This is a genomic window from Arenibacter algicola (assembly GCF_018860365.1).
GTDB lineage: Bacteria > Bacteroidota > Bacteroidia > Flavobacteriales > Flavobacteriaceae > Arenibacter > Arenibacter algicola_B.
Genome location: NZ_JAHKPO010000001.1, coordinates 113,229 through 137,299 on the forward strand (window position 1 = coordinate 113,229; position 24,071 = coordinate 137,299).

Sequence of the window (24,071 nt, forward strand, 5' to 3'; positions counted from 1 at the left end):
GATCACTTAGCGTAATTTTGAATCGATAACAGAACATGAGCAACTTAGAAGAACTAATACAATTATTAACGTTGGAAAGAATCAATGACAATACCTTTGTGGGACAAAACTATCAGGCCCCCTGGGGCAGGGTTTTTGGGGGACAGGTTTTGGGTCAGTCATTGCACGCCGCCTACCAAACAGTCTCCGATGATAAGATGGCCCATTCCATGCACGGCTATTTTATTCTGGGGGGAGACCTGAGCATTCCCATTACCTATGAAGTAGATTGTCTGAGGGACGGACGTAGTTTTACCACACGTAGAGTGGTAGCAAAACAAAACGGCAAGGCCATATTTAATATGGCAGCATCCTTTCAGGTCAAGGAAGATGGTGTGGAGCACCAGATCACCATGCCCAATTTAATTACCCCCAAAAAGTTGATGAACAGCTTGGAGCAAATTGAGGAAATGAAAAAAACGGATCCGGACTCCTATAATCTTATAAAGCTTACCCATCCCAAAGTATTTGAATTTAAGCCCGTTGAACGGTTAACCGCCCTACTTGCCAAAGACGGCCCGCCATTCAACCATATGTGGATGCGCGCTACGGAAAAGGTAAATGCCGATTTGCCCCTACAGCAACAATTATTGGCCTATGCCTCCGATTACAACATTCTTACCACCGCCTCCCTCCCCCATCGCGAAGAACTTAGAAAGGGAAAGACCTTTTATGCCAGTATAGACCATGCTATTTGGTTCCACAGGAATTTTAAAATAGACGAATGGCTTTTATACACTATGGACAGTCCCAGTGCCTGTAATTCCAGAGGTTTTTCCAGGGGCAGTATTTTTGACAGAAATGGTGTTCTGGTAGCCTCTGTGGCACAGGAAGGGTTAATGCGCAACACTCAGATAGGTTAACACTATTAATAGGCTCCTGTAATTAACAAAGCACTTTTCACCTATTTGGAAAGTGCTTTGTTGTATTAAATTCTTAGGACTGCCCAGTACCGGACAAATCAATACCCTTACTTTCTCCATGAGTTGGATCTTGGACCAATCTTGCTTGGGCCAATTATTTTCGGACTAAGATAGACCAATTGCAATCTGCCAAACTACCATTAACATCCTTGAAATACTATTTGCGTTTAGGATGCCAACTGCTGTTTATCCTTGGTAAATAACCATTCATCCGAACAAAAATTCCCTATTCGTTTTTTAACCATTTTTTTCCCCTTTTAACCACTAAATTTCTGTTTAGGGCAAGGCTGGTCGAATTTTGCCCTATAACATTAAATAAAAGATATGAAGACATTATTACTCGTTAAAGAAATTTATGCCGAAGGATTCAAAAACCTAGGAAGCATTATTGTCAGAAATTATTTCAAAGCTTTCTTATGGTTCAGTGTAGCTATGTTTGCCGTAGTATTGTACGCTTTCATTTTTAGACTGGTAACCGGATTTGCTTGGGACTAATTAAGAAGAAATGCATTAATTAATATGAAAGGCATGCAGTATTTAAGGGAATTATTGGTAGGAAAAAGTGATGGAATCGAGGTTCCAATGACACTAAAATTGTTATTGATCTTGGTCTTCCTTTGCTTTTTCCTTGCCTTGTTCTCGATCCTGCTATATACCTTTGAATAGTATTTTTTTGTTGCAAAAACATTAGGTTCTGCAAACTTTCAATTTTACACTATTTTTTTTGATGTTATGTAGTTCCCCCACTTGAACAATATAACCTTGACAGATGTTTTTTTTGATGTTGATCCAATGATAAGTTGCTTTTAAATAAATTATGGATATTATCCAAAATATTGGAAATATTCCATAATTTAGCATACCTTTTTTTGGTGTGCAATGAACAAGACAATACTTCATTTGGATTTGGATACCTTTTTTGTATCCGTAGAGCGACTTCAGGACAGTAAATTGGAGCATAGGCCCATACTCGTTGGTGGCGTTAGCGACAGAGGCGTGGTGGCCGCCTGCAGCTACGAGACCAGAGGTTTTGGGGTGCATTCCGGCATGCCTATGAAAATGGCCAAAGAACTCTGTCCGGAAGCCATTATCATAAAAGGGAATGCGGGAACCTATAGCAAACATTCGGATATCGTAACCGATATTATCAAAGAGCAGGTACCAGTCTTCGAAAAATCAAGCATAGATGAATTTTATGCAGATCTTACGGGAATGGACCGGTTTTATGGTTGCCACCAATATTCTACCGAGCTACGCCATAAGATTATCAAGGAAACCGGACTTCCCATTTCCTTTGGCCTGTCGGTAAACAAGGTAGTATCCAAAGTAGCCACCAATGAGGCCAAACCCAACAATGAACTGAAGATAGATATAGGCCACGAGAAACCTTTTTTAGCGCCCTTATCCATTAAAAAAATACCTATGGTAGGTGACAAGACCTATCAGACCCTAAGAAATTTGGGGTTGCGGCAAATAAAAACCATCCAGGAAATGCCCATGGATATGATGCAGCGGGTATTGGGTGCCAATGGGGGCGTAATATGGAAACGGGCCAATGGTATAGACAACACCCCTGTTATCCCCTTTTCCGAACGTAAATCCATTTCCACCGAACGTACTTTTGAGAGGGATACCATAGATGTCATTAAACTACGGGGAATCCTTATTGCCATGACCGAGAATCTGGCCTATCAGCTGCGGAGGGGAAAAAAACTTACGGCCTGCATTGCGGTAAAAATTCGCTATTCGGATTTTAATACCTATTCCAAACAATTAAAGATTCCGTATACCAGTGCGGACCATATTCTGATTCCCAAGATTTTGGACCTGTTCAATACACTTTACAACAAAAGGCTGTTGATTAGGCTTATCGGTATTCGTTTCAGTCACTTGGTTCAGGGCAACTACCAGATAGATCTATTTGATGATACCGAGGAAATATTAAACCTATACAACGCCTTGGACAAGATTAGGGAACGCTATGGGGACAAGAGCGTTATAAGGGCCTCTGGTATGGATGCCAAGACCATTGGCAGAATGCAGAATCCGTTCAACGGCCAGCCCCCTATTGTATTGGCACATAGGAAACAGTGAGACTGTTTTTAAAGTTCAAAGTTGGAAAGTTTAAAGTTTAAAAAACGATTCGACAGTTGTAGGGAATCGGTGTGGAGTAGTGAGAAAAAAGAAACTAGAATCTAGAGACTAGAGACTAGAGACTAGAGGATATAAATCGAAAGTCATTTAGGGGATTCGGCCTACATAACTGCAGGCAGGCCTGTCTACCGGCCTCTAGGTAGACGTAATAGAAATCGTAGTAGACAGCAAAAATTGCAATCACGCTAAAAAAGGCTCCTTCCCCTAGTTAGGGGAAGGTGGGTCCTCAACTATCAGGAGAGGAGACGGAAGGGGTGCCAGCTTATGGTTTAGGAAATAGGTTTATTAAGTAGTAGTGAGCATCCTGTATTCCAAGATCTTTAACTTTAAACTTTCCAACTTTGAACATTCAACTTACGTTTAGGGAATATTCAAATACTTATGGGTCTGCAGGGACACTTTCCACTTGGGGTTTTGCATTACATACTCCACGATCCAGGGAACTACCTTGTCCCTTACGCTCCATTCCGGCTGTAGGTACAAAATACAATCCTTATTGGTCTTGGCCGCCTGTTCCTCGGCAAAAATAAAGTCGTGCTTATTGTACACGATCATCTTTAGTTCGTGCGCCTTGTCATAGATAATCCCTTCTGGCAACTTGTTCTTTTTAGGGGACAGACAGATCCAGTCCCAGGTTCCGGAAAGCGGATAGGCTCCGGAAGTCTCTATATGGGTCTTTAGGTTTTTAGCCTTTAGAGCTTTCGTTAGGGGCCCCATATCCCAGGTAAGGGGTTCTCCCCCGGTAATGACTATGGTATCGGAATATTTGGCCGCATTGGATACAATATGGTCTATCCCTGTTGGAGGGTGGGTTTCCGCATTCCAACTTTCCTTTACATCGCACCAATGGCACCCCACATCGCAGCCGCCCACACGAATAAAATAAGCCGCGGTCCCCTTATGGAAACCTTCTCCCTGAATAGTGTAAAACTCCTCCATTAGAGGCAGCATAAGGCCTTGATCTACCAACGCTAAAACATCTTCTTTTACCATGGCGCAAAGATAGAAAATACCCCGCTCTGGCACTACTAATTAAGAAAAAGATATTTTGGCAATCCCTAACCCCTGCTTTTCAATTAAAATTGTAAATTAAATTTTTATTGCAGCCTTAAGAATACACTTATAACATACGTTTGTATATGGGTATGCCTATAGTTACTGATACAGTTGTGTTATCATTCAGTACAATCCAAAATAAACAAGAGAATATTTTATGAAGCGAGCCTATTACTCCAATAACATCCAAGACTTTTTACTAGAACCTGATTCAAGTGTATTAGGTGAATTAACTGCTAATCATAGTAATAGAACACTTGAAGAATTGCAAGTAAAGGCATGGCGTAAACAAATCACCATTCTAAAAAACCAACTTCATGGATTTGAAGGTCAAATTTATTTTGAATTTGCAATTCCAAGAATGGGCAAACGAGTTGATAATATTGTGATCATTAATAATGTTGCCTTTATAATAGAATTTAAAGTTGGTGATAGCGGCTATGAAAAACATTCAATCGAACAAGTGATTGATTACACGATTGACCTAAAAAACTTCCATGAAGGAAGTCATAAAATCAACCTCATCCCAGTTTTAGTTGCAACAAATGCTACAAGTGTTGAAGAGCAGAATGTTCATATTATCGATCATAAAACTGCTGCGAAGTCCAATCAATATGATTTAGCAAAAACACTCGAGAAATTTTTAAACCTTGATAACGAACCAATAAATATTGAGTATTGGGAAAATTCAATCTACAAACCAACACCAACAATTGTAGAGGCTGCTCAAGCTCTATACAAAGGGCATAATGTTCAGGAAATAACAAGATCGGATTCTGGAACTATCAATCTCTCTAAAACCGCAGATTGTATTAATTCAGTCATTGATAAGTCAAAAGCAAAGGGAATTAAATCAATATGTTTTGTGACCGGTGTTCCCGGAGCTGGAAAAACCTTAGCGGGATTGAATATAGCAGTAGAAAGAATGAAAGCAGATGAAGATGAACATGCAGTATTTTTATCTGGGAATGGACCTTTAGTAGATGTGCTACGAGAAGCACTAACCAGAGACGAAGTATTGACAGCAAAAGAAAATCATGAAAAACTGAGCAAGAAGCAGGCTGGGATTAAAGCGAATGCTTTTATTCAAAACATCCATCACTTTCGAGATGATAATTTACTTTCAAATAAAGCTCCAATTGAAAAGGTAGTAATTTTCGATGAAGCTCAAAGAGCTTGGACAAATGATCAAGTTAGCTCATTCATGAAAAGAAAAAAGGGAATTGAAGAATTTAACAAATCCGAACCTGAATTCCTGATTGATGTAATGAATAGACATACTGATTGGTGCACTATTATTTGTTTAATAGGTGGTGGACAGGAAATTAACACTGGGGAGGCAGGATTGGAAGAATGGATTAATTCACTTAAAAATCATTTTCCTGACTGGGAAATTCATTATTCTAGTTCAATATTAGATAGTGATAATTACCTAAAATCTGACGAATCAAAAAAATGGTTAGTTAGAAAAGGTATCAGTAAAATCGGATTACACCTCGCAGTATCTGTAAGGTCGTTTAGATCAGAACAATTATCCAATTTTATCCACGAGTTACTAGATATTAAAATTGAAAATTCACAACGTATTTACTCTGAAATTAAAAATTCATATCCTATTGTTCTATCTAGAAATCTTGAAAAAGCAAAACAATGGCTTCGGTTTAAAGCCAAAGGAAGTGAAAGAATCGGATTAATAGGTTCCTCTGGTGCAAGACGACTTAGACCATTGGGCATTGATGTAAAGAATGAAATATCTGCGCCAAGTTGGTTTTTAAATAACAGCCAGGATATTCGATCTTCTTATTTCTTAGAAGAAGTAGCTACAGAATTTGATATTCAAGGACTAGAAATAGATTGGGCTTGTATCGCTTGGGGTGGTAATTTTCATATGAATAACACTGATTGGAAATATCAAAACTTTAAAGGAACTAAGTGGCAAAATATTAACAAGGAAATAGACAAAGAATATTTAAAGAACACGTACCGAGTTCTTCTTACTAGGGCTAGACAAGGAATGGTCATTTATGTTCCAGAAGGTAATGACCTCGATCACACTAGACCAAAAGAATTTTATGACAAGACTTATGAATATTTAAGGGAAATTGGAATCAATGAAATTGAATAAATAAAACCCCGCTAGCTCGAGCCTGCCTAAATCGGCATACAGGCTTCACGTCTACCTGACCCATAGGCAGGCTCGTGCCAAAAACAACTTTTTTTTAAAACTAAAAGCTTCTTACATTATTAAAGAAAAATTGTTGAATTTAGTGATGTCCAAAAATGGGTAGGTCTACATACCCCTCTAAAAAGTAAGCAAACCCAATGATTAAAATAACACAGGCAAATAGGGAGCACTCCCAAATAATTGCCGAAATAGGAAAACAGGCCTTTTGGGAATCTCACGGGCACAGCGCTTCAAAAGAAGACATCAACAGCTTTATTGCTAAAACCTATAACAAGGCGGCCATTAATAAGGAATTTGAGAATACAAATATCCTATACCATCTGGTCTATTTCAATGATAAAATTGCAGGGTTTTCAAAAATAGAATTAAACACTTCCAACAAAAACATTAACGATCTACCCATAACAAAACTGGACAGGCTGTATCTTTTAAAGGAGTTTTATGGGAAAAATTTAGGTGCAAAACTATTCGACTTTAATATTGAATTATCAAAACAAAACCATGAGAAAGGTATTTGGTTGGCTGTTTGGAAAGAGAACCAAAAAGCTCTGAACTTTTACTTAAAAGCTGGATTTAAGATTGTTGGGGAGTTTAATTTTAAAATATCGGAAACACACTCCAACCCCAATCACATCATGTATCTGAAATATTAATATTATTTGCCGAAAATTTATAAATTGCGGCGAATTACTGCAATTAAGTACCTGGTTATAGAATACTTACAAACTTATACATTATGAACCCTAAAGTTGTGGATAGATTTTTAGACAGGGCCAAAAAATGGAAACCGGAAATGACTTTGTTGAGGGAAATCTGCCTGGATTTCGGCCTCACAGAGGAATTTAAATGGATGCACCCCTGCTATACGTTCCAAGACAAAAATGTGGTCTTAATCCATGGTTTTAAAGAATATTGCGCCCTTCTTTTTCATAAAGGAGTCCTGTTAAAGGACACCAACAATATGTTAATCCAACAAACCGAGAACGTACAAGCCGCCCGTCAACTAAGATTTACAAGCCTAAAGGAAATCATAGATTTAAAACCTACTATCAAAGCCTATATTTTTGAGGCCATTGAGGTAGAAAAAGCCGGCTTGGAAGTGACATTGAAAAAGACCTCCGAATTTAATATGCCTACTGAATTTAAAAAGGCCTTGGATAATGATCCCGATTTAAAAGCTGCCTTCCAAGGCTTAACACCAGGAAGACAAAGGGGGTATTTGCTGTATTTCTCACAAGCCAAGCAATCCGCCACAAGAGCCAACAGAGTGGAAAAATATACCCCTAAAATTCTTCAGGGCAAGGGGTTAAACGACCAATAGCAATGAGGGACATTAACATATCCCAACAGTCCAAAACTTATTATAAATAAACAATGCCCAGGATTCAAGACCCTGGGCATTGCCATTACTCCAACGAACCATTTGGTTACAATGGTTATTATCTGGAGCTACCTTCTATTATACATGAATTCCACATAAAAAAGAATTACAAAACATTCATTTAGTGTCAATTAAAGTCAATTAAATATAAATCGAAATAAAGTTATTAAACATTTTCGGGAACTTCAAATCCTTCCCTATAATCTCGTCTTAACATTTTATCCGCTTCAGGGTCGTTTATGAACGACTCGGATTTTGGATTGAATGTAAGGACACGGTCCAATCTATAGGCTATGTTGCCCAAATGTGCCAAGCCAGAGGATAGATGGGCTGTTTCTACAGGCCCGTTCAAGATAGTTTTATCGCGCTTGCGCACCGCCTCTATAAAATTGGCAAAATGTCCGTCGGTTCCACCGGCACCACGGTCCATTCCACTTCCAGATTCTCCACCGTCCTCGCCAGATTTACCTGGTGTCCTATCCTGTCCTAGATATGTTTTATACTTGTCATAACCATCTACGACCAATATACCCTTATCGCCATAGAAAATGTTACCTACGGTAGCACCTTCTTCGGTATTGGTACACCAAGGGCGCACTTCAAACTGTATGATCTTTCTTTCTTCAGGGTAGTTATACACAGAGGTAAGCACTTCTGGCACCTCCTTGCAATCGTCCCAAAGATACTTTCCGCCCATAGAGGTAATCTTTGTAGGAAGCCCTACATCCAAGCCCCACATACATAGATCGGTTTCATGAATACCTTGGTTTCCTACATCCCCATTGCCATAATCCCAGTGCCAGTGCCAATTGTAGTGCACCAAATTTCTGGTAAATGGCCTTTTTGGAGCTGGTCCTGTCCATAGGTCATAGTCTATTCCTGCCGGAACGGGAGAGAAACCTTTGTCCCCGATATCGCCCCTCCAACGAAAAACAATACCTCTGGCCATATAAACCCTTCCTATATATCCGTCTCGCATTAAATTAATAGCCTCGTTCACGGCAGGGGAACTCCTTAACTGAACCCCATGCTGTACAATACGATCATATTTTGCCGCTGCCTCTACCATTTTACGGCCTTCCCAAATATTGTGGGAGCCGGGTTTTTCAACATAGACATCCTTCCCGGCCTGACAGGCCCAAATTACAGAAAGGGCATGCCAGTGGTTTGGCGATGCAATACTTACCACGTCTATATCCTTATTATCCATTACCCTACGAAGATCTTGCTCCAAAGCAACATCTTTCTTATAGGTTTCTTTAAACGTTTTTTGGCGTTCCCTTAAAAGGTTCATATCCGGATCGCACAAGGTGATAACCTGCACATTCTTTTGTGCCATGAGGCCCTGGATATGGCTTTTTCCACGGCCATTGACCCCCAAAACTGCCGCATTGATACGGTCGTTGGCCCCAAAAACAGTCGATGAGATGATGGTAGGTGCCGCAATAACGGCAGAACTTGCCACAGCCGTTCTTTTAATAAATGATCTTCTCGTAGATTTCATTTGCAATTATATTTACGTTAACTATTAATTTTATTGACATTATACAAAGGCCCGACCTAAAATCCAAAACCGTTTAATCCTTTAAGCAGCCCAGCGCCCATTCGGCATTTTTGCGTTGGAGACCAACATTTACAATTCATATAAAAGATACCTTGTCCCCTTTTGCAATGAAAGTTAGCATTATTTTTTTATTCGTTAACGTTAACAGGGGTAGTTTTTTGTTAATTTTTCAACTTTAGTTGTTGTTTATAATATATATCATACTTTTTTTTCGATAAATTTCATTTATCCATTAGCGGTCTTTATCCAAATTATGGCTTAGGACCAGTTTACGGCTACCTTCAAACCGAAATTATATCCCTCAACCTGTTTATGAGGCCCCGCCGCGCATTAGCAATTATTGGCAGCAATGGACCAAGAAATCGTACCCATTATCAATAATCAATAAGGGGATAAAGCCCAAAAAGCCAACAGATTTGTTCTTCCAAACGATTTAAAACACCCCTTTACCATTGGAAATCAGCTATTAGCATTTTCTTATTTAGATTTAATATAAATAATTTGCTCAATTCAATTCTAGAAGATATTTTTGTCGCCGAACAATTATTTATTATTAGTCTAAATAAGAATAGATGAAAAACCAACTAACATTACTACTTCTCCTTTGCCTAAATTCCATAGCATTTTCACAAGGCCCAACCGTTAGCGGAACCATAAAGGACAACACCGAAACACCTCTATTTGGGGTAAATATTCTGGTAAAGAATTCCCAAACAGGGACCCAGACCGATGAAAAAGGACACTTTGAAATCGCCAATCTTAACGACGGCGCACACACCTTATCCATTTCATATCTTGGGTTTAGAACCAGGGATGTCCCATTTACCGTTACCAACGGAAAAACACTAGATCTTGGGGACCTAATCTTATATGAAGGAAACGAGATACTCACCGAAGTAATCGTTGAAGGGGAGCGCATCAATAAATTTTCAAGAAAGAAAACGGCCTATGTATCCAAACTCCCACTGAAGGACATCGAAAATACCCAGGTGTACAACACTATTACCACCGATCTTTTGGAATCACAGATAGTGACCAACTTTGACGATGCCCTTAAAAATGCCGCCGGAGTGGAAAACCTATGGACCTCCACAGGTAGGGGCGGCGATGGGGCCGGATACTATTCCATGCGCGGATTCTCCGTACAACCACAATTGGTAAACGGCCTACCAGGTTTAACCAACGGTACTATAAATCCGGCAAATATAGAACGGATAGAAGTCTTAAAAGGACCTTCCGCAACCTTGTTCGGCAATGCGGTAAGCTCCTATGGCGGTCTAATAAATGTGGTTACCAAAAAACCCTATGCCGGTAGCGGTGGCGAACTTTCCTTTACTTCCGGTACTTACGGACTAAACCAGATTACCGGCGATTTCAATACGGCACTCAATAAAAGTGAAAACTTATATTTTAGGCTAAACACCTCCTACTCCACAGAACAAAGTTTTCAGGATGCCGGCTTTAGAAAATCCTTTTTCGTAGCCCCTTCCCTATCCTACAAGGTAAACAACAAATTATCCTTCTCCTTCTATGGTGAAATTACACAGGCGGAACAGACCAACCCTACCTTCTTGTTTCTAAATAGAGGGGCTCCTACAGAATCCAAAAACCTGGAGGAGTTGAACTATAACAACAAACTGTCCTTTACAAGCAATGACCTTAGCTTGGAAAATCCGACGCAGAATTATAGGATTGAAATGGACTATAAATTGTCCGATACCTGGCAATCACAGACCTTACTTTCCAAAAGTTCCACTTCTACAAAGGGCTACTATTCCTATCTGTACGATTATGGCATCTTAGGGAACGATACCTTTACAAGGTTCATCAACAAACAAAACGCCAATACCCAAACCACGGATATACAGCAAAATTTTATCGGCGATTTTAAGATCGCCTCCCTTAGAAACCGAGTCGTAATTGGTCTGGATTATTTCAACGCCACGGAAATCAATAATAGTACCGGCTATGCCTTCTATGGGAATGTAACTCCAGAAGGTGGGTCCAATGGGGACAATCCTTTTACTGCCGATGTGGAAACCGATACATATGCCCTATCTACGGCAGCAGTAGATGCCGTGTTGGCCTCACAGGCCGTAGGGAACCTTAAATCCAAATATCAGATTTATAGTCTTTATGCCTCGGATGTCCTAAATATCAGCAATAACCTATCGGCCATGCTGGGACTGCGGGTAGATCGTTTTGACAATGAAGGCAACTTGGCCAGTGTGGATGATGATTATGACCAAACCACTTTATCACCCAAATTTGGATTGCTTTACCAACCAATTTTGGATCAACTTTCTATCTTCGCCAATTACCAAAACGGGTTTACCAACGTTGCCCCCCAATTGGTAGGGGATCCGGACGCGGGACCGCAGACTCTGGAAACCTTTGATCCGGAACAGGCCAATCAATTGGAATTTGGAGTTAAGACCAATCTGTTCAATAATAGATTAAATGCAACCATTAGTTACTACAACATTAAGGTAAAAGACCGTGTAATCACCGATCCCTCCTCACCTTTTAACAAAATTCAAGGCGGGGAAGTGGAAAGCAAAGGTTTTGAAATTGAAATCAACGCCAACCCCGTTAAAGGTTTGAACCTAAGGGCCGGCTTCAGCAATAACGATAGTGAAACCACCAAATCTGACAATACCGAGATTTTGAATCGCAGACCCCTGGAGGCCGGTCCCGAAACACAGTATAATTTTTGGGCCAACTATGAATTACAGGAGGGTATGTTGGACGGTTTTGGAATGGGACTAGGGTTTAACGGGGCAAGTGAACGCTTTGCCATAAACTATGCCTCCACAGGAGAATTTATCCTGCCAAGTTATACCATAGCCAACGCCTCTCTTTATTACCAAGCCAACAAATATCGCATTGGCCTAAAGCTAAATAATGCCTTTAACAAAGAATATTACAAAGGCTGGTCCACTATAAATCCACAGGCCCCAAGGGTGTTATTGGCCAATTTCACTTACAAGTTTTAAGCAAAAAAATATAGATTTTCAACCTTGCACAAATGAACCTCAGAAAAATTATCTTCGAACTTCATAAAATTTTAGGCCTTACCACTGGTATCGTTGTATTTATTGTTGCGATTACCGGCTGTTGCTGGGCCTTTAGGGATGAGATTGAAAGTCTATATGACGACTATAAAAAGGTAAGCCCCCAAAACGAACCCATTCTTACCCCTACTGAGGCCAAAATGTATGCCAAGGAGGTTTTCCCCGATAACCATATACATGGCACCCTATTTAAAAAGGCGGATGATGCCATTGAGGTTATTTTTTACGACCCGCAACCAGAATTTTACCAAAGTGTTTTTCTAAATCCATATACTGGCAAGGTGATACAGGTGGATGACCATTTATCCGGATTTTTTGCCTTTATCCTAAAAGGGCATATGCGGCTATGGTTGCCAAAAGAAATTGGGGAACAGGTGGTAGGAGCGTCCATCCTTATATTTATGGCAATAATCCTTTCCGGAATCTTCCTTTGGGTACCTAAGAAGCGGAAAAATCTTAAACAACGCTTAAGGTTTAGCTGGAAAGATACTACCCGTTGGAAACGAAAGAACTTTGACCTTCATACCATAATAGGTTTTTACATATGTTCACTAGCCCTGATCCTTGCTTTTACGGGCTCGGTAATGTCCTATAATTGGATGAAGTATGTACTTTATAAATCTTTGGGGGGAGACAAGGAAGCTGCATTTATAATTCCTGAAAATATTGGCTCCCCAAGCCAAGGCGAAGGTGTAATGCCGATTGACCTTCTTATTCCCAAACTTCAGGCAGCATCGCCCGATGCGGAAAGTTTTGAACTTCACTATCCCACAGGCCCGGATGCAAGTATTTATGTAGAAGTTTCCAATAGTTCTGGTCTATACTACGATTCGGACTTTCGGTTTTTTGACCAACATACCCTAGAGGAAATAGATACCCCAGGTATATACGGTAAATATGAAAATGCCAAGGTAGCGGACAAAATTCTACGAATGAACTATGACATCCATATTGGGGCCATAGGGGGCATTGCCGGAAAAATAATTGCCTTTTTGGTGAGCCTGCTTACCGCTAGTCTGCCCGTAACCGGAATATTACTTTGGTATGGCAGGACGTATAAAAAGAAAAAGAGTTTGGTAAAAATAGAAGCCTAATACAGGAGAAAAAAATCAAAATAATTCCGTACTTTTCAACCAATAGATTTACCGATTAATCCTGCATGAAGCCCAAGATCGAAATAAAACTGGCCCAAACAACAACCGACTATTTAGCGGCAAAGGAATTGATTTTGGAATATGTAGCCTGGCTGGGCATTGATCTATCCTTTCAAAATTTTGACAAGGAAATGGCGGGTCTGCCCGAAATGTACAATCCTGAGGATGGGGGATTATATATTGCCTATATAAACGGGGAGGCCGTTGGCATCGCTGGGATACGTAGATTCAACCAGCAGGATTGTGAAGTTAAAAGAATGTATGTAAAACCCAATAGCAGAGGCTTGGGCATAGGGCAACTGTTATTGAAGCAATGCCTGGATACCGCCAGAAAACTACAATACGACAGTGTAAAATTGGACACGGCCGACTTTATGAAATCGGCCATAAAATTGTATACTGATCATGGTTTTAAAGAAATTTCTGCCTATCGCCATAATCCCCACGAATCGGCCAAGTATTTTGAATTAAACCTTAAAGAGTAATCGTTTTAAGAAACCGGAAGCCCGGATTTACAGGTGCATTCAGGAACAGCTCTCCAGAAAATTCTAATCCAACTAGAACCAATACCCCTTTCAAATTAGGTCTATTTCATATTAAAATATTCATAATAATTTGTTTAGTTAGGATTCCTTACTATATTTGTATGGCAATAGTGCTATAACCTAAATTTTAGAACAATGAAAAAATCTGTTTTTTATCACGCAGGATGTCCCGTATGCCTTAGTGCAGAACATGAGATCTTAGAACTAGTAGGAAAGGACAATGTGGAAATTGTACATTTCGGAACCAGCAAATCGCGCATTCCCGAGGCCGAAAAAGCCGGCGTTAAATCGGTTCCAGCTTTGGTCACCCCTACTGGAAATGTACTGCACATTAACTTTGGCGCCTCCATGGCAGATGTAAAGGGTTAAAAAAATTTAACCTTAAAAGTTAGGATTCCTAATATTTTAAAATTTTAACAGTGAACGCCATGAAAATATCTGTTTGGGACACTTATGTAGCCCGTGAAGACGGCAAGAACATGCATTTTGATATACTCGTACCTGCTACTATGGAAGATAAGGACAGTATTTTTAAATACGGTCGTGAATTTCTATCCACAAAACCGTTCAAAACAGCTGAACTTTCCTCCAAGGAATGCAAGTTCTGCCATATGGAACAGGCAGCAAATACCATAGCGGATATTATCAATAAAGAAGGGTATTACATCATAGAAATGGAAAATTGCGAATAATTTAATTAGGATAACTAACTTTGCCTGTCGGATAAAATCCCGGCAGGCTTTTTATATGGACAAAAGTATTTTTAATCCGGACCATCAAGAGACCGACGTTTCCAGTAAAATTGTTGCCGGGCTTGAACGTATATCCGAAGCATTCAAGGTTTTGCTATGGGATAAGGCCAAATTATTGGGATTAAGTCCCATCCAGATCCAGATCTTAATTTTTATTGCCTACCACAAAACCGAGTTCTGTAATGTAAGTCACTTGGCCAAAGAATTCAATATTACCAAACCTACTATAAGCGATGCCATTAGGGTATTGGACAAGAAAGGCTTCATTACCAAAAACTACTCCTCCAGCGATAGCAGAAGTTATTCCATTGGTTTGTCCACTGAAGGCAAAAAAATGGTGGAAGAAACATCTGATTTTGCCAATCCCTTAAAAACTGAGCTCACCACTTTGCATCAGACCGACCTGGAAGCTCTATTCGGTACACTTAGCAAACTTATCTATAAATTAAATAGAAGCGGAATTCTTACGGTGCAAAGAACCTGTTATGGTTGTAAATTCTACAGTAGGAAGACCGATCAGGACTATTGCAATTTACTGGACAAGGAATTATTGAATACAGATATTCGATTGGACTGCCCGGAATTTGAAGAAAGGCCTACCCACTAAACCCTCCAATCCAAACTCCCACTATAATTTCCAAAAGCCGAATATCTTGTCTACAACTTTGTGATATTTACCAAGATTTAGGATATTTACCGCTTCCATGTTTTAAGAAAAACTGGCAAATCCAAACCTAAGGTTATCCTAGGCTTATAAATAAAGTAAATGAAGAACACTTGGCTACTGTGCGGCATATTTCTATTGTCCATTACTCCTTGTCTTGCCCAGCAAGGAAATACCTCAACGTTATCGATCAAAGAAATTATGCAGGGCGATGACTTTGTGGGGCATCTTCCTTCCAACCCGCAATGGTCTGTGGATGGTCAGACCCTATATTTTGATTGGAACCCCGTCAAGGCCCAAAGTGACTCCCTCTACAACTACCATTTAAAATCGGACAAGACAGTAAAAACCAATTTTGAGACCGAATATGCCCTACCCAGTACTTACGGGGTCTATAACCAGGATAGATCCCTGAAATTATATGCCAAGCGGGGAGACATATTTATGTTGAACCTTAAGACCCGACACATTACCCAAATAACCCAGACCGAAGAATACGAAAGCACCCCCCATTTCACCGAGAACGACACCAAAGTGGCCTACCAAAAGGGCAAAAGTCTATTTACTTGGAACATCGCCAATGGGAGTACCGTACAGCTAACCCAAATTAAGTCCAAAAAAACAGATGACGAAAAAAGTAAAAAAGACCAATGGCTATACGAAGATCAATTAGGCCTATTTGAGGTATTGCGCGAACGAAAAGCAAAAAAGGATGCGGCCGAGGAAATGAACAAACGTCTGGAAGCCAAAGAACCCTTACCTATTGACCCCGAAGACAAATCGATTTACAATCAAAGGATTGATCCCAAAGGAAAATTTATTACTTACATAGGTGCAAAATCACCAAAAGCCAATAAGGGTACCATTGTTCCCCATTACGTTACCGAATCGGGCTATACCGAAGATGAAAATACAAGATCTAAGGTGGGCAACGAACCCTACGAATATGAAATGTTCGTATATGACATTGCCAACAGAAAAGCCTACCCAGTAGTCCTTGACAGCTTGGAAGGTTTGGATTACGTACCTGAGTACACCAAGGACTATCCGGATAAGACTTATGAAAACAAAAACAGGTTAGGGTATATTGATGGGCCTCTTTGGAGCGAGGACGGAAAATACGCGGTATTGGACATTAACAGCAATGATTATAAAGACCGGTGGATCGTACTTCTAGATCCAAAAAACGGTACGGTTGCGCAGTTGGATCGCCAACATGATGAAGCTTGGATAGCCGGACCCGGCATAGGAGGATACGAAGGAGGCGAAATGGGTTGGATGCCCGATGGAAAAAGTATCTGGTTCCAATCCGAAAAAACGGGCTATTCACATCTCTATATGATGGATGTAAGCACCAAAAAAGTAACGGCATTGACCTCGGGGGAATTTGAAATCTACGACCCACGAATCTCAAAGGATAAAAAGCGTTGGTATTTTACGGCAAATAAGAACCATCCCGGTGACCGACAGTTTTACACCATGCCCATTGATGGTGGAAAACTACAGCAGCTGACCCAGATGACCGGATCCAATGAGGTTACCCTGTCCCCAGACGAGCGTAAAATGGCCATTTTGCATTCGTACACCAACAAGCCTACGGAACTGTACCTGCAGGACAACCCTATTTGGGGGAAATCCAAAGCAGAGGCAAAACAAATCACTTTTTCCACCACCAAAGATTTTAATGGGTACGAATGGCGCGACCCAGAAATAATCACCTTCCAGGCCGAAGATGGCGAGGCAGTACACGCTCGGCTATACAAACCTAATTCCGAGATAAAAAATAAGGCTGCCGTTATTTTTGTCCATGGAGCTGGATATTTGCAAAACGCCCATAAATGGTGGAGTACCTATTATAGGGAGTATATGTTCCACAATCTCTTAGTGGACAATGGCTATACCGTGTTGGACATAGATTATAGGGGCAGTGCCGGTTATGGTCGGGACTGGAGAACAGGAATTTACAGACATATGGGTGGAAAGGACCTGTCCGACCAAGTGGATGGAGCAGCATATTTGGTAAAGGAATTAGGGATAGACCAGAATAAGATAGGCATCTATGGTGGCTCCTATGGAGGATTCATCACCTTAATGGGAATGTTTACCACCCCCGACACCTTTAAAGCGGGAGCAGCAATCCGGTCCGTGGGAGACTGGGCAGCATACAGCCACGGATATACGGCCCGTATATTGAACACCCCGGTCACGGACAGTTTGGCCTACCGAAGAAGCTCCCCTATTTATTTTGCGGACGGATTAAAGGGCGATTTATTGATCCTGCACGGCATGATAGATGACAACGTACATTTTCAGGATATGGTTCGATTATCCCAACGCTTGATAGAGTTGGAGAAACACAATTGGGAAATGGCCGTGTACCCGGTAGAAAGGCACGGTTTTGTGGAACCCAGTAGCTGGACCGATGAATACACCCGTATCTTTAAGTTGTTCCAAAAAAGCTTATTGGATAAAAACTAGCACGAACCAAACGTACTACAACAGGACAGGTCGGCCAACACTTAATGGTCGCCTGGGCATACCCATTATTCAATTCCATATGCTACTACCTTTCATTTAGACTGTACCTATAATAAATTAAGCATAGTACCTACGCTCTTAATAAGGGGTAACATCCCAGGTGAATAAGGTATTTGGTACCTTTTAAAGGCACAAAAAGCTTAATTGTACATACGTATTTAAAAAATAAGCCGTTTGCATTATATATTATCTAAATTGAATCATATCTTAACATTTAAATTTAATTTGGACAAAGTCAATTCTACAAAGTAATTGGCATTACAGGAAAAGCAACTAGGTGAGGTTTTAGGAATATGGGAACGCAGAAAAAGTATTATGGATGGAGATGGGATAAAGAAGACCCTATATTCAAGAATCTTGAATATATTAAAAATGTCCTGGGATATGTAGCTCCCGACGATCAATCATTTACTTCCAGCAGTTTCAAGGAATTATTCTATCCAGGAGATTTTGATCTACTTCAAAAATCTTGGAAGGCATATAAAAAAGGCACCGATCATTCTTTTGAAATATCCTATAGGTTCAAGCATAAGGATGGGTCATGGAGATGGATAAAAGAATCTGGTCTAGCCAATGAATTTAACACCTCCAACAATCCTATTGGAGCAATCGGCACCATACAAGAGGTAACGGACAAGAAAAAAAAGAATACCCATTTAAAATCTATCCTTAAAAGCGTTTCCATAATAATACTCCGCTTAAAACAAGATTCCAATAAAAATCTTAAAGTTGATTTTATAAGTGAGGAAGCCCTACAACATTGGAATATTCCATGCAAAACCCTTTTAAAAGATGAAAACTATTTACGTAATTTAGCTCATGTGGATGATCTTGGCAGAATTAGATCTGCCTTAAACAATTCCTTCACGAAAATGGAATTTTTCGAATGCCAATGGCGGGTGGTATCAAAGGAAGATAAGATTATTTGGTGTCAGGGCGTAGGAACACCTATAAGGGATAAAGATGGCAGTTGTTTTCTGGACATTGTAATTACGGATATCACTAAGGAGAAATTGTATACCGAACAACTTAAAGTATCCGAAGAAAAATACCATAGCCTTTTTCAGCATTCCCCCCAGCCTTCATGGGTATATAACCTAGAAACATTAGCTTTTTTGAATGTTAATACTGCTGCCATAGAAAAATATGGTTATAGCAAAGAGGAGTTCATGGGCATGACTTTGGCGGATATAAGACCAGAAGGTGAAATGACATATCTGGAGAAACAGGTTAAAAAAACTAGAGAAAATTATTCAAACCTTTTCGATGGACATTTTAAACATATTACCAAAAATGGCCAAATATTAACAGTGCATCTATATAGCAGTCCTATTACTTACAATGGCAAAAAATGTAGACAGATCATCGCTATAGATATTTCAGAAAAAATGAAATATTTAAAATATATAGAAAATCAAAATAAGAGTTTAAAAAAGATTGGCTGGATGCAGTCCCACGAACTTAGGGCTCCTTTGGTTAGATTAATGGGCCTAATAAATTTACTAAACGATCATGACTCCATATGCAAGGAAGAAATGAATTATATCAATAAGGAAATTATAAATTCGGCCAATGAAATGGATGTCATGACCAAAAACATAGCCAAGATTATTAATGATACCCAACTAAAAGAGAAAAGGAATGACGCACAGATTATTGCAGATTGATGACGATCCGGTAATTCTTTTTTTGCACAACAAACTGTTTTCAAAATACACCAATTCCAAAATTGAACAATTTAAGAATGGGAAATTGGCATTGGATCATATACTAGACAACAATGGTCCTGACATTTCATACATGTTGCTTTTAGATATCAATATGCCAGTAATGAATGGTTGGGAATTAATGGATGAGATTTGCAACCTTGGCTTGGCTAAGAGCATTAGTGTCGTAATTTTAACTTCCTCCGCAGATTATGCTGATTTGGACAAATCCAAATCATATGCCAACATTGTACATTTTATTCAAAAACCTTTGACCAAGGAAAAGATTGAAAAAATACCATTGCTTATGGAATATTTGAATTTACAGAAGTAACTTTTATGGCCGTCTGGCATATATGACTTTATTTAATAATTCTGGCAAGCAATAAACCGTTCCCATTACAAGTAGTTTGGCACAGGATCAAACAGACTGAAAAGTCCTATTGATACACCCTAACATAATCCACCTCCATAGTGGACGATACAAAATTTGGATCGACAGTGAACCAACTTCCCCCCATGGCTACATTCAAAATAATAAATTGATCTGCCGTATATGGCCAAGTATCCTTGTTTTTGAGGGTTGGATTATAAGCATAGACAAATTTATCATCGATAAAAAATCTTAGGGAATCTTTGTTCCAATCAACCCCATAGACATGAAATTCCGTATCGTAATCCGCAATAGTGGTGGTTCCAACAGTTACATCGGCGCATCCGCCATGGCAGGATGGTGTATGGGTGGCGCTTGAAATTTTCTCTGGTTCATGGCCCCAATGCTCCATAATATCTATTTCTCCACAAGCAGGCCAACCCACGGTTTCAATATTGGATCCCAACATCCATATGGCCGGCCATGTCCCTTGTCCATATGGAAGCTTAGCCCTTACCTCTACCCTTCCATAGGTAAAGGAAAAAAGCGAATTTAATCTCGCCGAAGTATATTGCTTGGTGGTTCCTTGGGCCGTGTATTGCTCCTTTTTCGCCACAATTTTGAGAGTCCCGTCCGAAACATATGCATTATCCCGTCTGTTTGTATAGTGCTGCAATTCCCCATTGTACCAGCTTCCATTATCTGGGGCTATGGTTTCCAACTTCCAATTTTGCGCGGAAAGTGCCCCATCCCCTTCAAATTCATCAGACCAAACGAGCTTGGCTTCATATTCGGTCACAAAAACAGTAATCGTTTCCGAAATATCTATAGAATCTCCCGTACTGGAATAGGCCAAGACCGTTATTTTGTAATTATGGATACCTTCCTCTGTAAAGGTATAGGTGAAATTGCCATCCATACTTACTTCCTCTGATCCGTCGTTAAACTTATAACCATATTTAACCGCATTTTTGGCTACTGCCGAAAACCGTACCTCACCTGTACCATTACCATTTGGATTATTGCTATCCACTCCCAATACCTCTACGGACAGGTTAAGCTCTGTAGGTAAAACTTTCTCCTTATCCCCATTGGTGTAGACAAAGCCACTCTCCTCATTATTATTGCCGCCACAAGCCACAATAATTACCAATAAAAAACAATATATCAATCTCATAATCCGCATTTACCCATTAAAAATCAACTGTTATAAAGAAAAACCTTGCTGTCTTTGACCATAGACCAGCAAGGTTTTTTAACAACTAAATCAACCAACCTGAAAAGGTTTGCATGCCGTTGAGATTACTTAAAATGCAATACACTTCCTTTTCAAAAAATTCAATTAAATGGACCTTTTTACAATATTCAACCTTTCTAAAGGTTGATCCATTTCCTAGTAAAACACTTTTATTGCAACTACTCCGGCTTAAAGATCCAGGTCCATCCAGTACCACCACCATTATTGGCAACATATAGGACCATTTCCTCCTCAGTCAAAGAAACAATGGTATAAAGTCCGTCCGGATTACCTCTAGGCTCCTCTGCACCCAAAATATTTGCATTATTAATTTTTAAGGTTTGATTGGCAACATCCAAAACAAAATTTCCTGATCGCGGTGTAGCATCCGGGCCTGAATAATAGGTGAAGTTTGCACCTCCATCCAGATCGAACTTCATGCTACCCGCCGCATCAGCTGGAGGACAACAGTCCCCGGCTGCATTCCACCATGCCGTTGCCCAAGCTCCTGGGTCATTTGGCGGAGACATATACCACCATCTTCCACCATCCGGTGAAGGGCCTCCATTAAAAACCCATGTCTTGCCTTCAGAAGTGTTTTCACTTACCAAATCATACCAATCCTGATCCAAGGCACTGTCCAATTGATCTATCTGAACATCTATAGTTTTGGTAAAAAATTCGGCCCCAAGAGTTCCTGTAAAGGTAAAGGTGGCCGTCCCTGGAATAGGGTATACAAATTCTACCTTATCCGAATATGCCCTACCCAAATTGTAATCCCAATAACCAGTAACCCCAGGGGTAGCCATATTAAGTTCAATTTTATTTCCCCCAGTTGTGCTTTGGGTGGCAACAAGCTGTACTCCGGCCACATCGGTAGTATTCTCCAAATAGTCCCTATCTTCTATTGGTTCGCAGCCCATGGTAATCAGGAATAGAGAAGCAATAAACGATCTTAAAATTATTATTCCATTATTTTTCATCTGTCTATATTTTTTGTGATTTCAACTATTTTACCAGCCTGGGTTTTGTGAATATACTCCCCCGGATAATCTTATCTCAGTCTCTGGCACAGGGACCAATCCTTTTGTTTCCGGACGGTAGGTAACTTTGTAAACGGCATCGATCCCAGAATTTCGAACATTGATGGCATCGTCAAAAGCTGTGTTTACATCACCCCAACGTACCAAGTCGAACCATCTTATTCCTTCAAACGCCAATTCATGCATACGCTCTTCCTTTAAAGCTTCCAAGGAATACCCTATTTCACCTAGACCTGCTCTAACCCTTACTCTGTTCATACCAGTTGCCGTTCCGGAAATTTCGGAATGCATCAACAGTACATCTGCAAAACGCATCAATATATAATCTTGGGCCGCCCATAACTGCATAGGGTCACCATTGTTCATGTCGTACAAGAAGTAGAACATACCTTTCACCCCGTCCACTCCGTCTGGATCGGGATGCTGTACCGTAGTGTATTTTTTATTGAAGAAGCCGGTCTCGTGATCACCTTTGTCCGCTTCGTAACCAGCGGTACCCTGATCGGCATTGCCCAATTCAATAATGGACCCTACCTTTCTTTTATCGGCATCGTCCCACTGGTTCCAAAGTTTTGGGTTCACGGTTCCCCAGCCCCAACCTTGTCCAAATGGGACCATGGAGTTATCACGGATACCCATAAACAACGGCATCCTATTGTTGTATTTCTGGCCTTCACCCCAGCTGGTGGTGGAATATCTGAGGGCAAACATGGTTTCCTTGTTGCCAGTACCAAATGTTGGCGAATGTCCGTCCTGTCCTACCCAGGCCAAGCCTTCAGTTTCTGCCCATGGAAGTACAGTTGTACCTGCGCTTTCATTTACATAGGAATAAGGCCATAAATTCCTAAAATCCGTGGCCAATTCATAACCACTATTATTAATACAATCATCCAAATAGGTAAGAACATTGTTCTTGGATAAAGATCCTCCATCTGCCAAAGGCAAATCTGAAGTAGACTGGCCTTCAATATTGGTCATGTACCCTGTATAGAACAGATAGGCTTTGGCCAGGTAGGCTTCGGCAACCCATTTATTGGCATGGCCATAACTGGAAGTAGGGATATCATTAAAATTAATAGAAGGCATGGTTTCTATGGCCAATTTAAAATCGGACGCAATTTGTGCAAAAGTATCGCTAAAAGAAGCCCTTGGTGCATCTCTGGGATCATCTATTGCCAAGATCAAAGGCATGCCACCAAAGAATTTCGCTGCTCTAAAGTAGTAATATCCCCTCATAAAATAGGCTTCCCCTACCGTCTGGTTCTTAAAAGCAATGGACTCCTCAGGGGTATCGAAGAAAGAAGAAAAATCTACTTCTTCCACCTTTTCTATAATGGCATTTGCACGGGTTACCCCATTGTAGGTTTCCACCCAAAGATCACGATAGGTATCCTCTTCGGGATCTTCAAATTTATCCACATTTTTAGCCGATTTATCATCTGGGCCACCACCACCCAACATCATATCGGACAGTAAATTGGCTGCAATACCTTCGTCACTATGAACACCTCCTGTATACATGGCGTTATAAACACCGGACATGGCCTCCTCTATATCTTGTGGACTGCTGTAAAAATTATCCAAACTTTTCTCGTAAAGATTTTCGGTGTCCAAAAATTTCTCGCTACAACTTGTGGCAAGCACCAAAGTTGCAATGCCTATGTTATATATTAGTTTTTTCAT

Annotated in this window: 20 protein-coding genes; 15 read left to right on the forward strand and 5 right to left on the reverse strand. The window is 40.2% G+C overall.

Annotated features, from left to right (window positions below; genetic code table 11):
- Nucleotides 1-35 precede the first annotated feature (35 nt).
- The 3 genes from KO529_RS00515 to KO529_RS00525 all read left to right on the forward strand — a co-directional run bounded on the left by KO529_RS00515 (nucleotide 36) and on the right by KO529_RS00525 (nucleotide 3,056).
- Complete coding sequence (locus KO529_RS00515) at nucleotides 36-902, forward strand: acyl-CoA thioesterase (protein ID WP_215945996.1); 867 nt, start codon at nucleotides 36-38, stop codon at nucleotides 900-902.
- 384 nt (nucleotides 903-1,286) lie between these two features.
- Complete coding sequence (locus KO529_RS00520) at nucleotides 1,287-1,457, forward strand: DUF6747 family protein (protein WP_170126329.1); 171 nt, start codon at nucleotides 1,287-1,289, stop codon at nucleotides 1,455-1,457.
- Nucleotides 1,458-1,841: 384 nt separating this feature from the next.
- Nucleotides 1,842-3,056, forward strand: coding sequence for a DNA polymerase Y family protein (locus KO529_RS00525; RefSeq protein WP_215945997.1), 1,215 nt, complete (start codon nucleotides 1,842-1,844; stop codon nucleotides 3,054-3,056).
- 420 nt (nucleotides 3,057-3,476) lie between these two features.
- Here KO529_RS00525 and KO529_RS00530 read toward each other — a convergent pair whose 3' ends face one another.
- Complete coding sequence (locus KO529_RS00530) at nucleotides 3,477-4,109, reverse strand: 7-carboxy-7-deazaguanine synthase QueE (RefSeq protein ID WP_215945998.1); 633 nt, start codon at nucleotides 4,107-4,109, stop codon at nucleotides 3,477-3,479.
- 220 nt (nucleotides 4,110-4,329) lie between these two features.
- On the opposite strand from KO529_RS00530, the gene KO529_RS00535 reads away from it, so the two are divergent.
- From KO529_RS00535 to KO529_RS00545, 3 genes are all read left to right on the forward strand, one after another.
- Nucleotides 4,330-6,297, forward strand: coding sequence for a DUF2075 domain-containing protein (locus KO529_RS00535; protein WP_215945999.1), 1,968 nt, complete (start codon nucleotides 4,330-4,332; stop codon nucleotides 6,295-6,297).
- Nucleotides 6,298-6,494: 197 nt separating this feature from the next.
- Nucleotides 6,495-7,010, forward strand: a complete 516-nt coding sequence (locus KO529_RS00540; protein ID WP_215946000.1) for a GNAT family N-acetyltransferase — start codon at nucleotides 6,495-6,497, stop codon at nucleotides 7,008-7,010.
- An 83-nt stretch (nucleotides 7,011-7,093) separates the two neighbouring features.
- Entirely contained in the window at nucleotides 7,094-7,678 is a 585-nt protein-coding gene (locus KO529_RS00545) for a YdeI/OmpD-associated family protein (protein ID WP_215946001.1), read from the forward strand.
- 226 nt (nucleotides 7,679-7,904) lie between these two features.
- Here the strand turns inward: KO529_RS00545 and KO529_RS00550 are convergent, their stop codons facing one another.
- Nucleotides 7,905-9,242 (reverse strand): Gfo/Idh/MocA family protein, encoded by a 1,338-nt coding sequence (locus KO529_RS00550; RefSeq protein ID WP_215946002.1) that lies wholly within the window; start codon nucleotides 9,240-9,242, stop codon nucleotides 7,905-7,907.
- Nucleotides 9,243-9,874: 632 nt separating this feature from the next.
- Between KO529_RS00550 and KO529_RS00555 the strand changes: the two genes are divergently transcribed.
- The 9 genes from KO529_RS00555 (at nucleotide 9,875) to KO529_RS00595 (ending at nucleotide 20,069) form a co-directional block, all read left to right on the forward strand.
- Nucleotides 9,875-12,298, forward strand: a complete 2,424-nt coding sequence (locus KO529_RS00555) for a TonB-dependent receptor (protein ID WP_215946003.1) — start codon at nucleotides 9,875-9,877, stop codon at nucleotides 12,296-12,298.
- A gap of 32 nt (nucleotides 12,299-12,330) precedes the next feature.
- The gene (locus tag KO529_RS00560) at nucleotides 12,331-13,470 is read left to right on the forward strand and encodes a PepSY-associated TM helix domain-containing protein (RefSeq protein WP_215946004.1); all 1,140 of its coding nucleotides are present in this window, start codon (nucleotides 12,331-12,333) and stop codon (nucleotides 13,468-13,470) included.
- 65 nt (nucleotides 13,471-13,535) lie between these two features.
- Nucleotides 13,536-14,015 carry a GNAT family N-acetyltransferase gene (locus KO529_RS00565; protein ID WP_215946005.1) on the forward strand — a complete coding sequence of 160 codons (480 nt, stop codon included), beginning with the start codon at nucleotides 13,536-13,538 and terminating at the stop codon, nucleotides 14,013-14,015.
- A gap of 195 nt (nucleotides 14,016-14,210) precedes the next feature.
- A complete protein-coding gene (locus tag KO529_RS00570; protein WP_111624247.1) occupies nucleotides 14,211-14,444 on the forward strand; it encodes a thioredoxin family protein in 234 nt (77 codons plus the stop codon).
- Between the two features lie 59 nt (nucleotides 14,445-14,503).
- The gene (locus KO529_RS00575; RefSeq protein WP_215946006.1) at nucleotides 14,504-14,767 is read left to right on the forward strand and encodes a DUF2024 family protein; all 264 of its coding nucleotides are present in this window, start codon (nucleotides 14,504-14,506) and stop codon (nucleotides 14,765-14,767) included.
- Nucleotides 14,768-14,822: 55 nt separating this feature from the next.
- A complete protein-coding gene (locus KO529_RS00580) occupies nucleotides 14,823-15,434 on the forward strand; it encodes a MarR family winged helix-turn-helix transcriptional regulator (protein ID WP_215946007.1) in 612 nt (203 codons plus the stop codon).
- A gap of 159 nt (nucleotides 15,435-15,593) precedes the next feature.
- Entirely contained in the window at nucleotides 15,594-17,969 is a 2,376-nt protein-coding gene (locus tag KO529_RS00585; protein ID WP_215946008.1) for a S9 family peptidase, read from the forward strand.
- Between the two features lie 353 nt (nucleotides 17,970-18,322).
- Entirely contained in the window at nucleotides 18,323-19,696 is a 1,374-nt protein-coding gene (locus tag KO529_RS00590; protein WP_215946009.1) for a PAS domain-containing protein, read from the forward strand.
- On the forward strand, nucleotides 19,671-20,069 hold the full coding sequence (locus tag KO529_RS00595) for a response regulator (RefSeq protein WP_215946010.1): 399 nt from the start codon (nucleotides 19,671-19,673) through the stop codon (nucleotides 20,067-20,069). The genes KO529_RS00590 and KO529_RS00595 overlap by 26 nt, the downstream gene beginning before the upstream one ends.
- A 106-nt stretch (nucleotides 20,070-20,175) precedes the next feature.
- Here KO529_RS00595 and KO529_RS00600 read toward each other — a convergent pair whose 3' ends face one another.
- The 3 genes from KO529_RS00600 to KO529_RS00610 all read right to left on the reverse strand — a co-directional run bounded on the left by KO529_RS00600 (nucleotide 20,176) and on the right by KO529_RS00610 (nucleotide 24,071).
- Nucleotides 20,176-21,285, reverse strand: a complete 1,110-nt coding sequence (locus KO529_RS00600) for a family 16 glycosylhydrolase (RefSeq protein ID WP_215946011.1) — start codon at nucleotides 21,283-21,285, stop codon at nucleotides 20,176-20,178.
- Between the two features lie 239 nt (nucleotides 21,286-21,524).
- Nucleotides 21,525-22,328, reverse strand: coding sequence for a hypothetical protein (locus KO529_RS00605; protein WP_215946012.1), 804 nt, complete (start codon nucleotides 22,326-22,328; stop codon nucleotides 21,525-21,527).
- 30 nt (nucleotides 22,329-22,358) lie between these two features.
- Nucleotides 22,359-24,071: a RagB/SusD family nutrient uptake outer membrane protein gene (locus KO529_RS00610; protein WP_215946013.1), complete on the reverse strand. Its 1,713-nt coding sequence runs from the start codon at nucleotides 24,069-24,071 to the stop codon at nucleotides 22,359-22,361.

Coding starts and splice junctions, on each gene's coding strand:
- KO529_RS00515 (WP_215945996.1), top strand. CDS start 36: ATGAGCAACTTAGAAGAACTAATACAATTATTAACGTTGGAAAGAATC.
- KO529_RS00520 (WP_170126329.1), top strand. CDS start 1,287: ATGAAGACATTATTACTCGTTAAAGAAATTTATGCCGAAGGATTCAAA.
- KO529_RS00525 (WP_215945997.1), top strand. CDS start 1,842: ATGAACAAGACAATACTTCATTTGGATTTGGATACCTTTTTTGTATCC.
- KO529_RS00530 (WP_215945998.1), bottom strand. CDS start 4,109: ATGGTAAAAGAAGATGTTTTAGCGTTGGTAGATCAAGGCCTTATGCTG.
- KO529_RS00535 (WP_215945999.1), top strand. CDS start 4,330: ATGAAGCGAGCCTATTACTCCAATAACATCCAAGACTTTTTACTAGAA.
- KO529_RS00540 (WP_215946000.1), top strand. CDS start 6,495: ATGATTAAAATAACACAGGCAAATAGGGAGCACTCCCAAATAATTGCC.
- KO529_RS00545 (WP_215946001.1), top strand. CDS start 7,094: ATGAACCCTAAAGTTGTGGATAGATTTTTAGACAGGGCCAAAAAATGG.
- KO529_RS00550 (WP_215946002.1), bottom strand. CDS start 9,242: ATGAAATCTACGAGAAGATCATTTATTAAAAGAACGGCTGTGGCAAGT.
- KO529_RS00555 (WP_215946003.1), top strand. CDS start 9,875: ATGAAAAACCAACTAACATTACTACTTCTCCTTTGCCTAAATTCCATA.
- KO529_RS00560 (WP_215946004.1), top strand. CDS start 12,331: ATGAACCTCAGAAAAATTATCTTCGAACTTCATAAAATTTTAGGCCTT.
- KO529_RS00565 (WP_215946005.1), top strand. CDS start 13,536: ATGAAGCCCAAGATCGAAATAAAACTGGCCCAAACAACAACCGACTAT.
- KO529_RS00570 (WP_111624247.1), top strand. CDS start 14,211: ATGAAAAAATCTGTTTTTTATCACGCAGGATGTCCCGTATGCCTTAGT.
- KO529_RS00575 (WP_215946006.1), top strand. CDS start 14,504: ATGAAAATATCTGTTTGGGACACTTATGTAGCCCGTGAAGACGGCAAG.
- KO529_RS00580 (WP_215946007.1), top strand. CDS start 14,823: ATGGACAAAAGTATTTTTAATCCGGACCATCAAGAGACCGACGTTTCC.
- KO529_RS00585 (WP_215946008.1), top strand. CDS start 15,594: ATGAAGAACACTTGGCTACTGTGCGGCATATTTCTATTGTCCATTACT.
- KO529_RS00590 (WP_215946009.1), top strand. CDS start 18,323: ATGGGAACGCAGAAAAAGTATTATGGATGGAGATGGGATAAAGAAGAC.
- KO529_RS00595 (WP_215946010.1), top strand. CDS start 19,671: ATGACGCACAGATTATTGCAGATTGATGACGATCCGGTAATTCTTTTT.
- KO529_RS00600 (WP_215946011.1), bottom strand. CDS start 21,285: ATGAGATTGATATATTGTTTTTTATTGGTAATTATTGTGGCTTGTGGC.
- KO529_RS00605 (WP_215946012.1), bottom strand. CDS start 22,328: ATGAAAAATAATGGAATAATAATTTTAAGATCGTTTATTGCTTCTCTA.
- KO529_RS00610 (WP_215946013.1), bottom strand. CDS start 24,071: ATGAAAAAACTAATATATAACATAGGCATTGCAACTTTGGTGCTTGCC.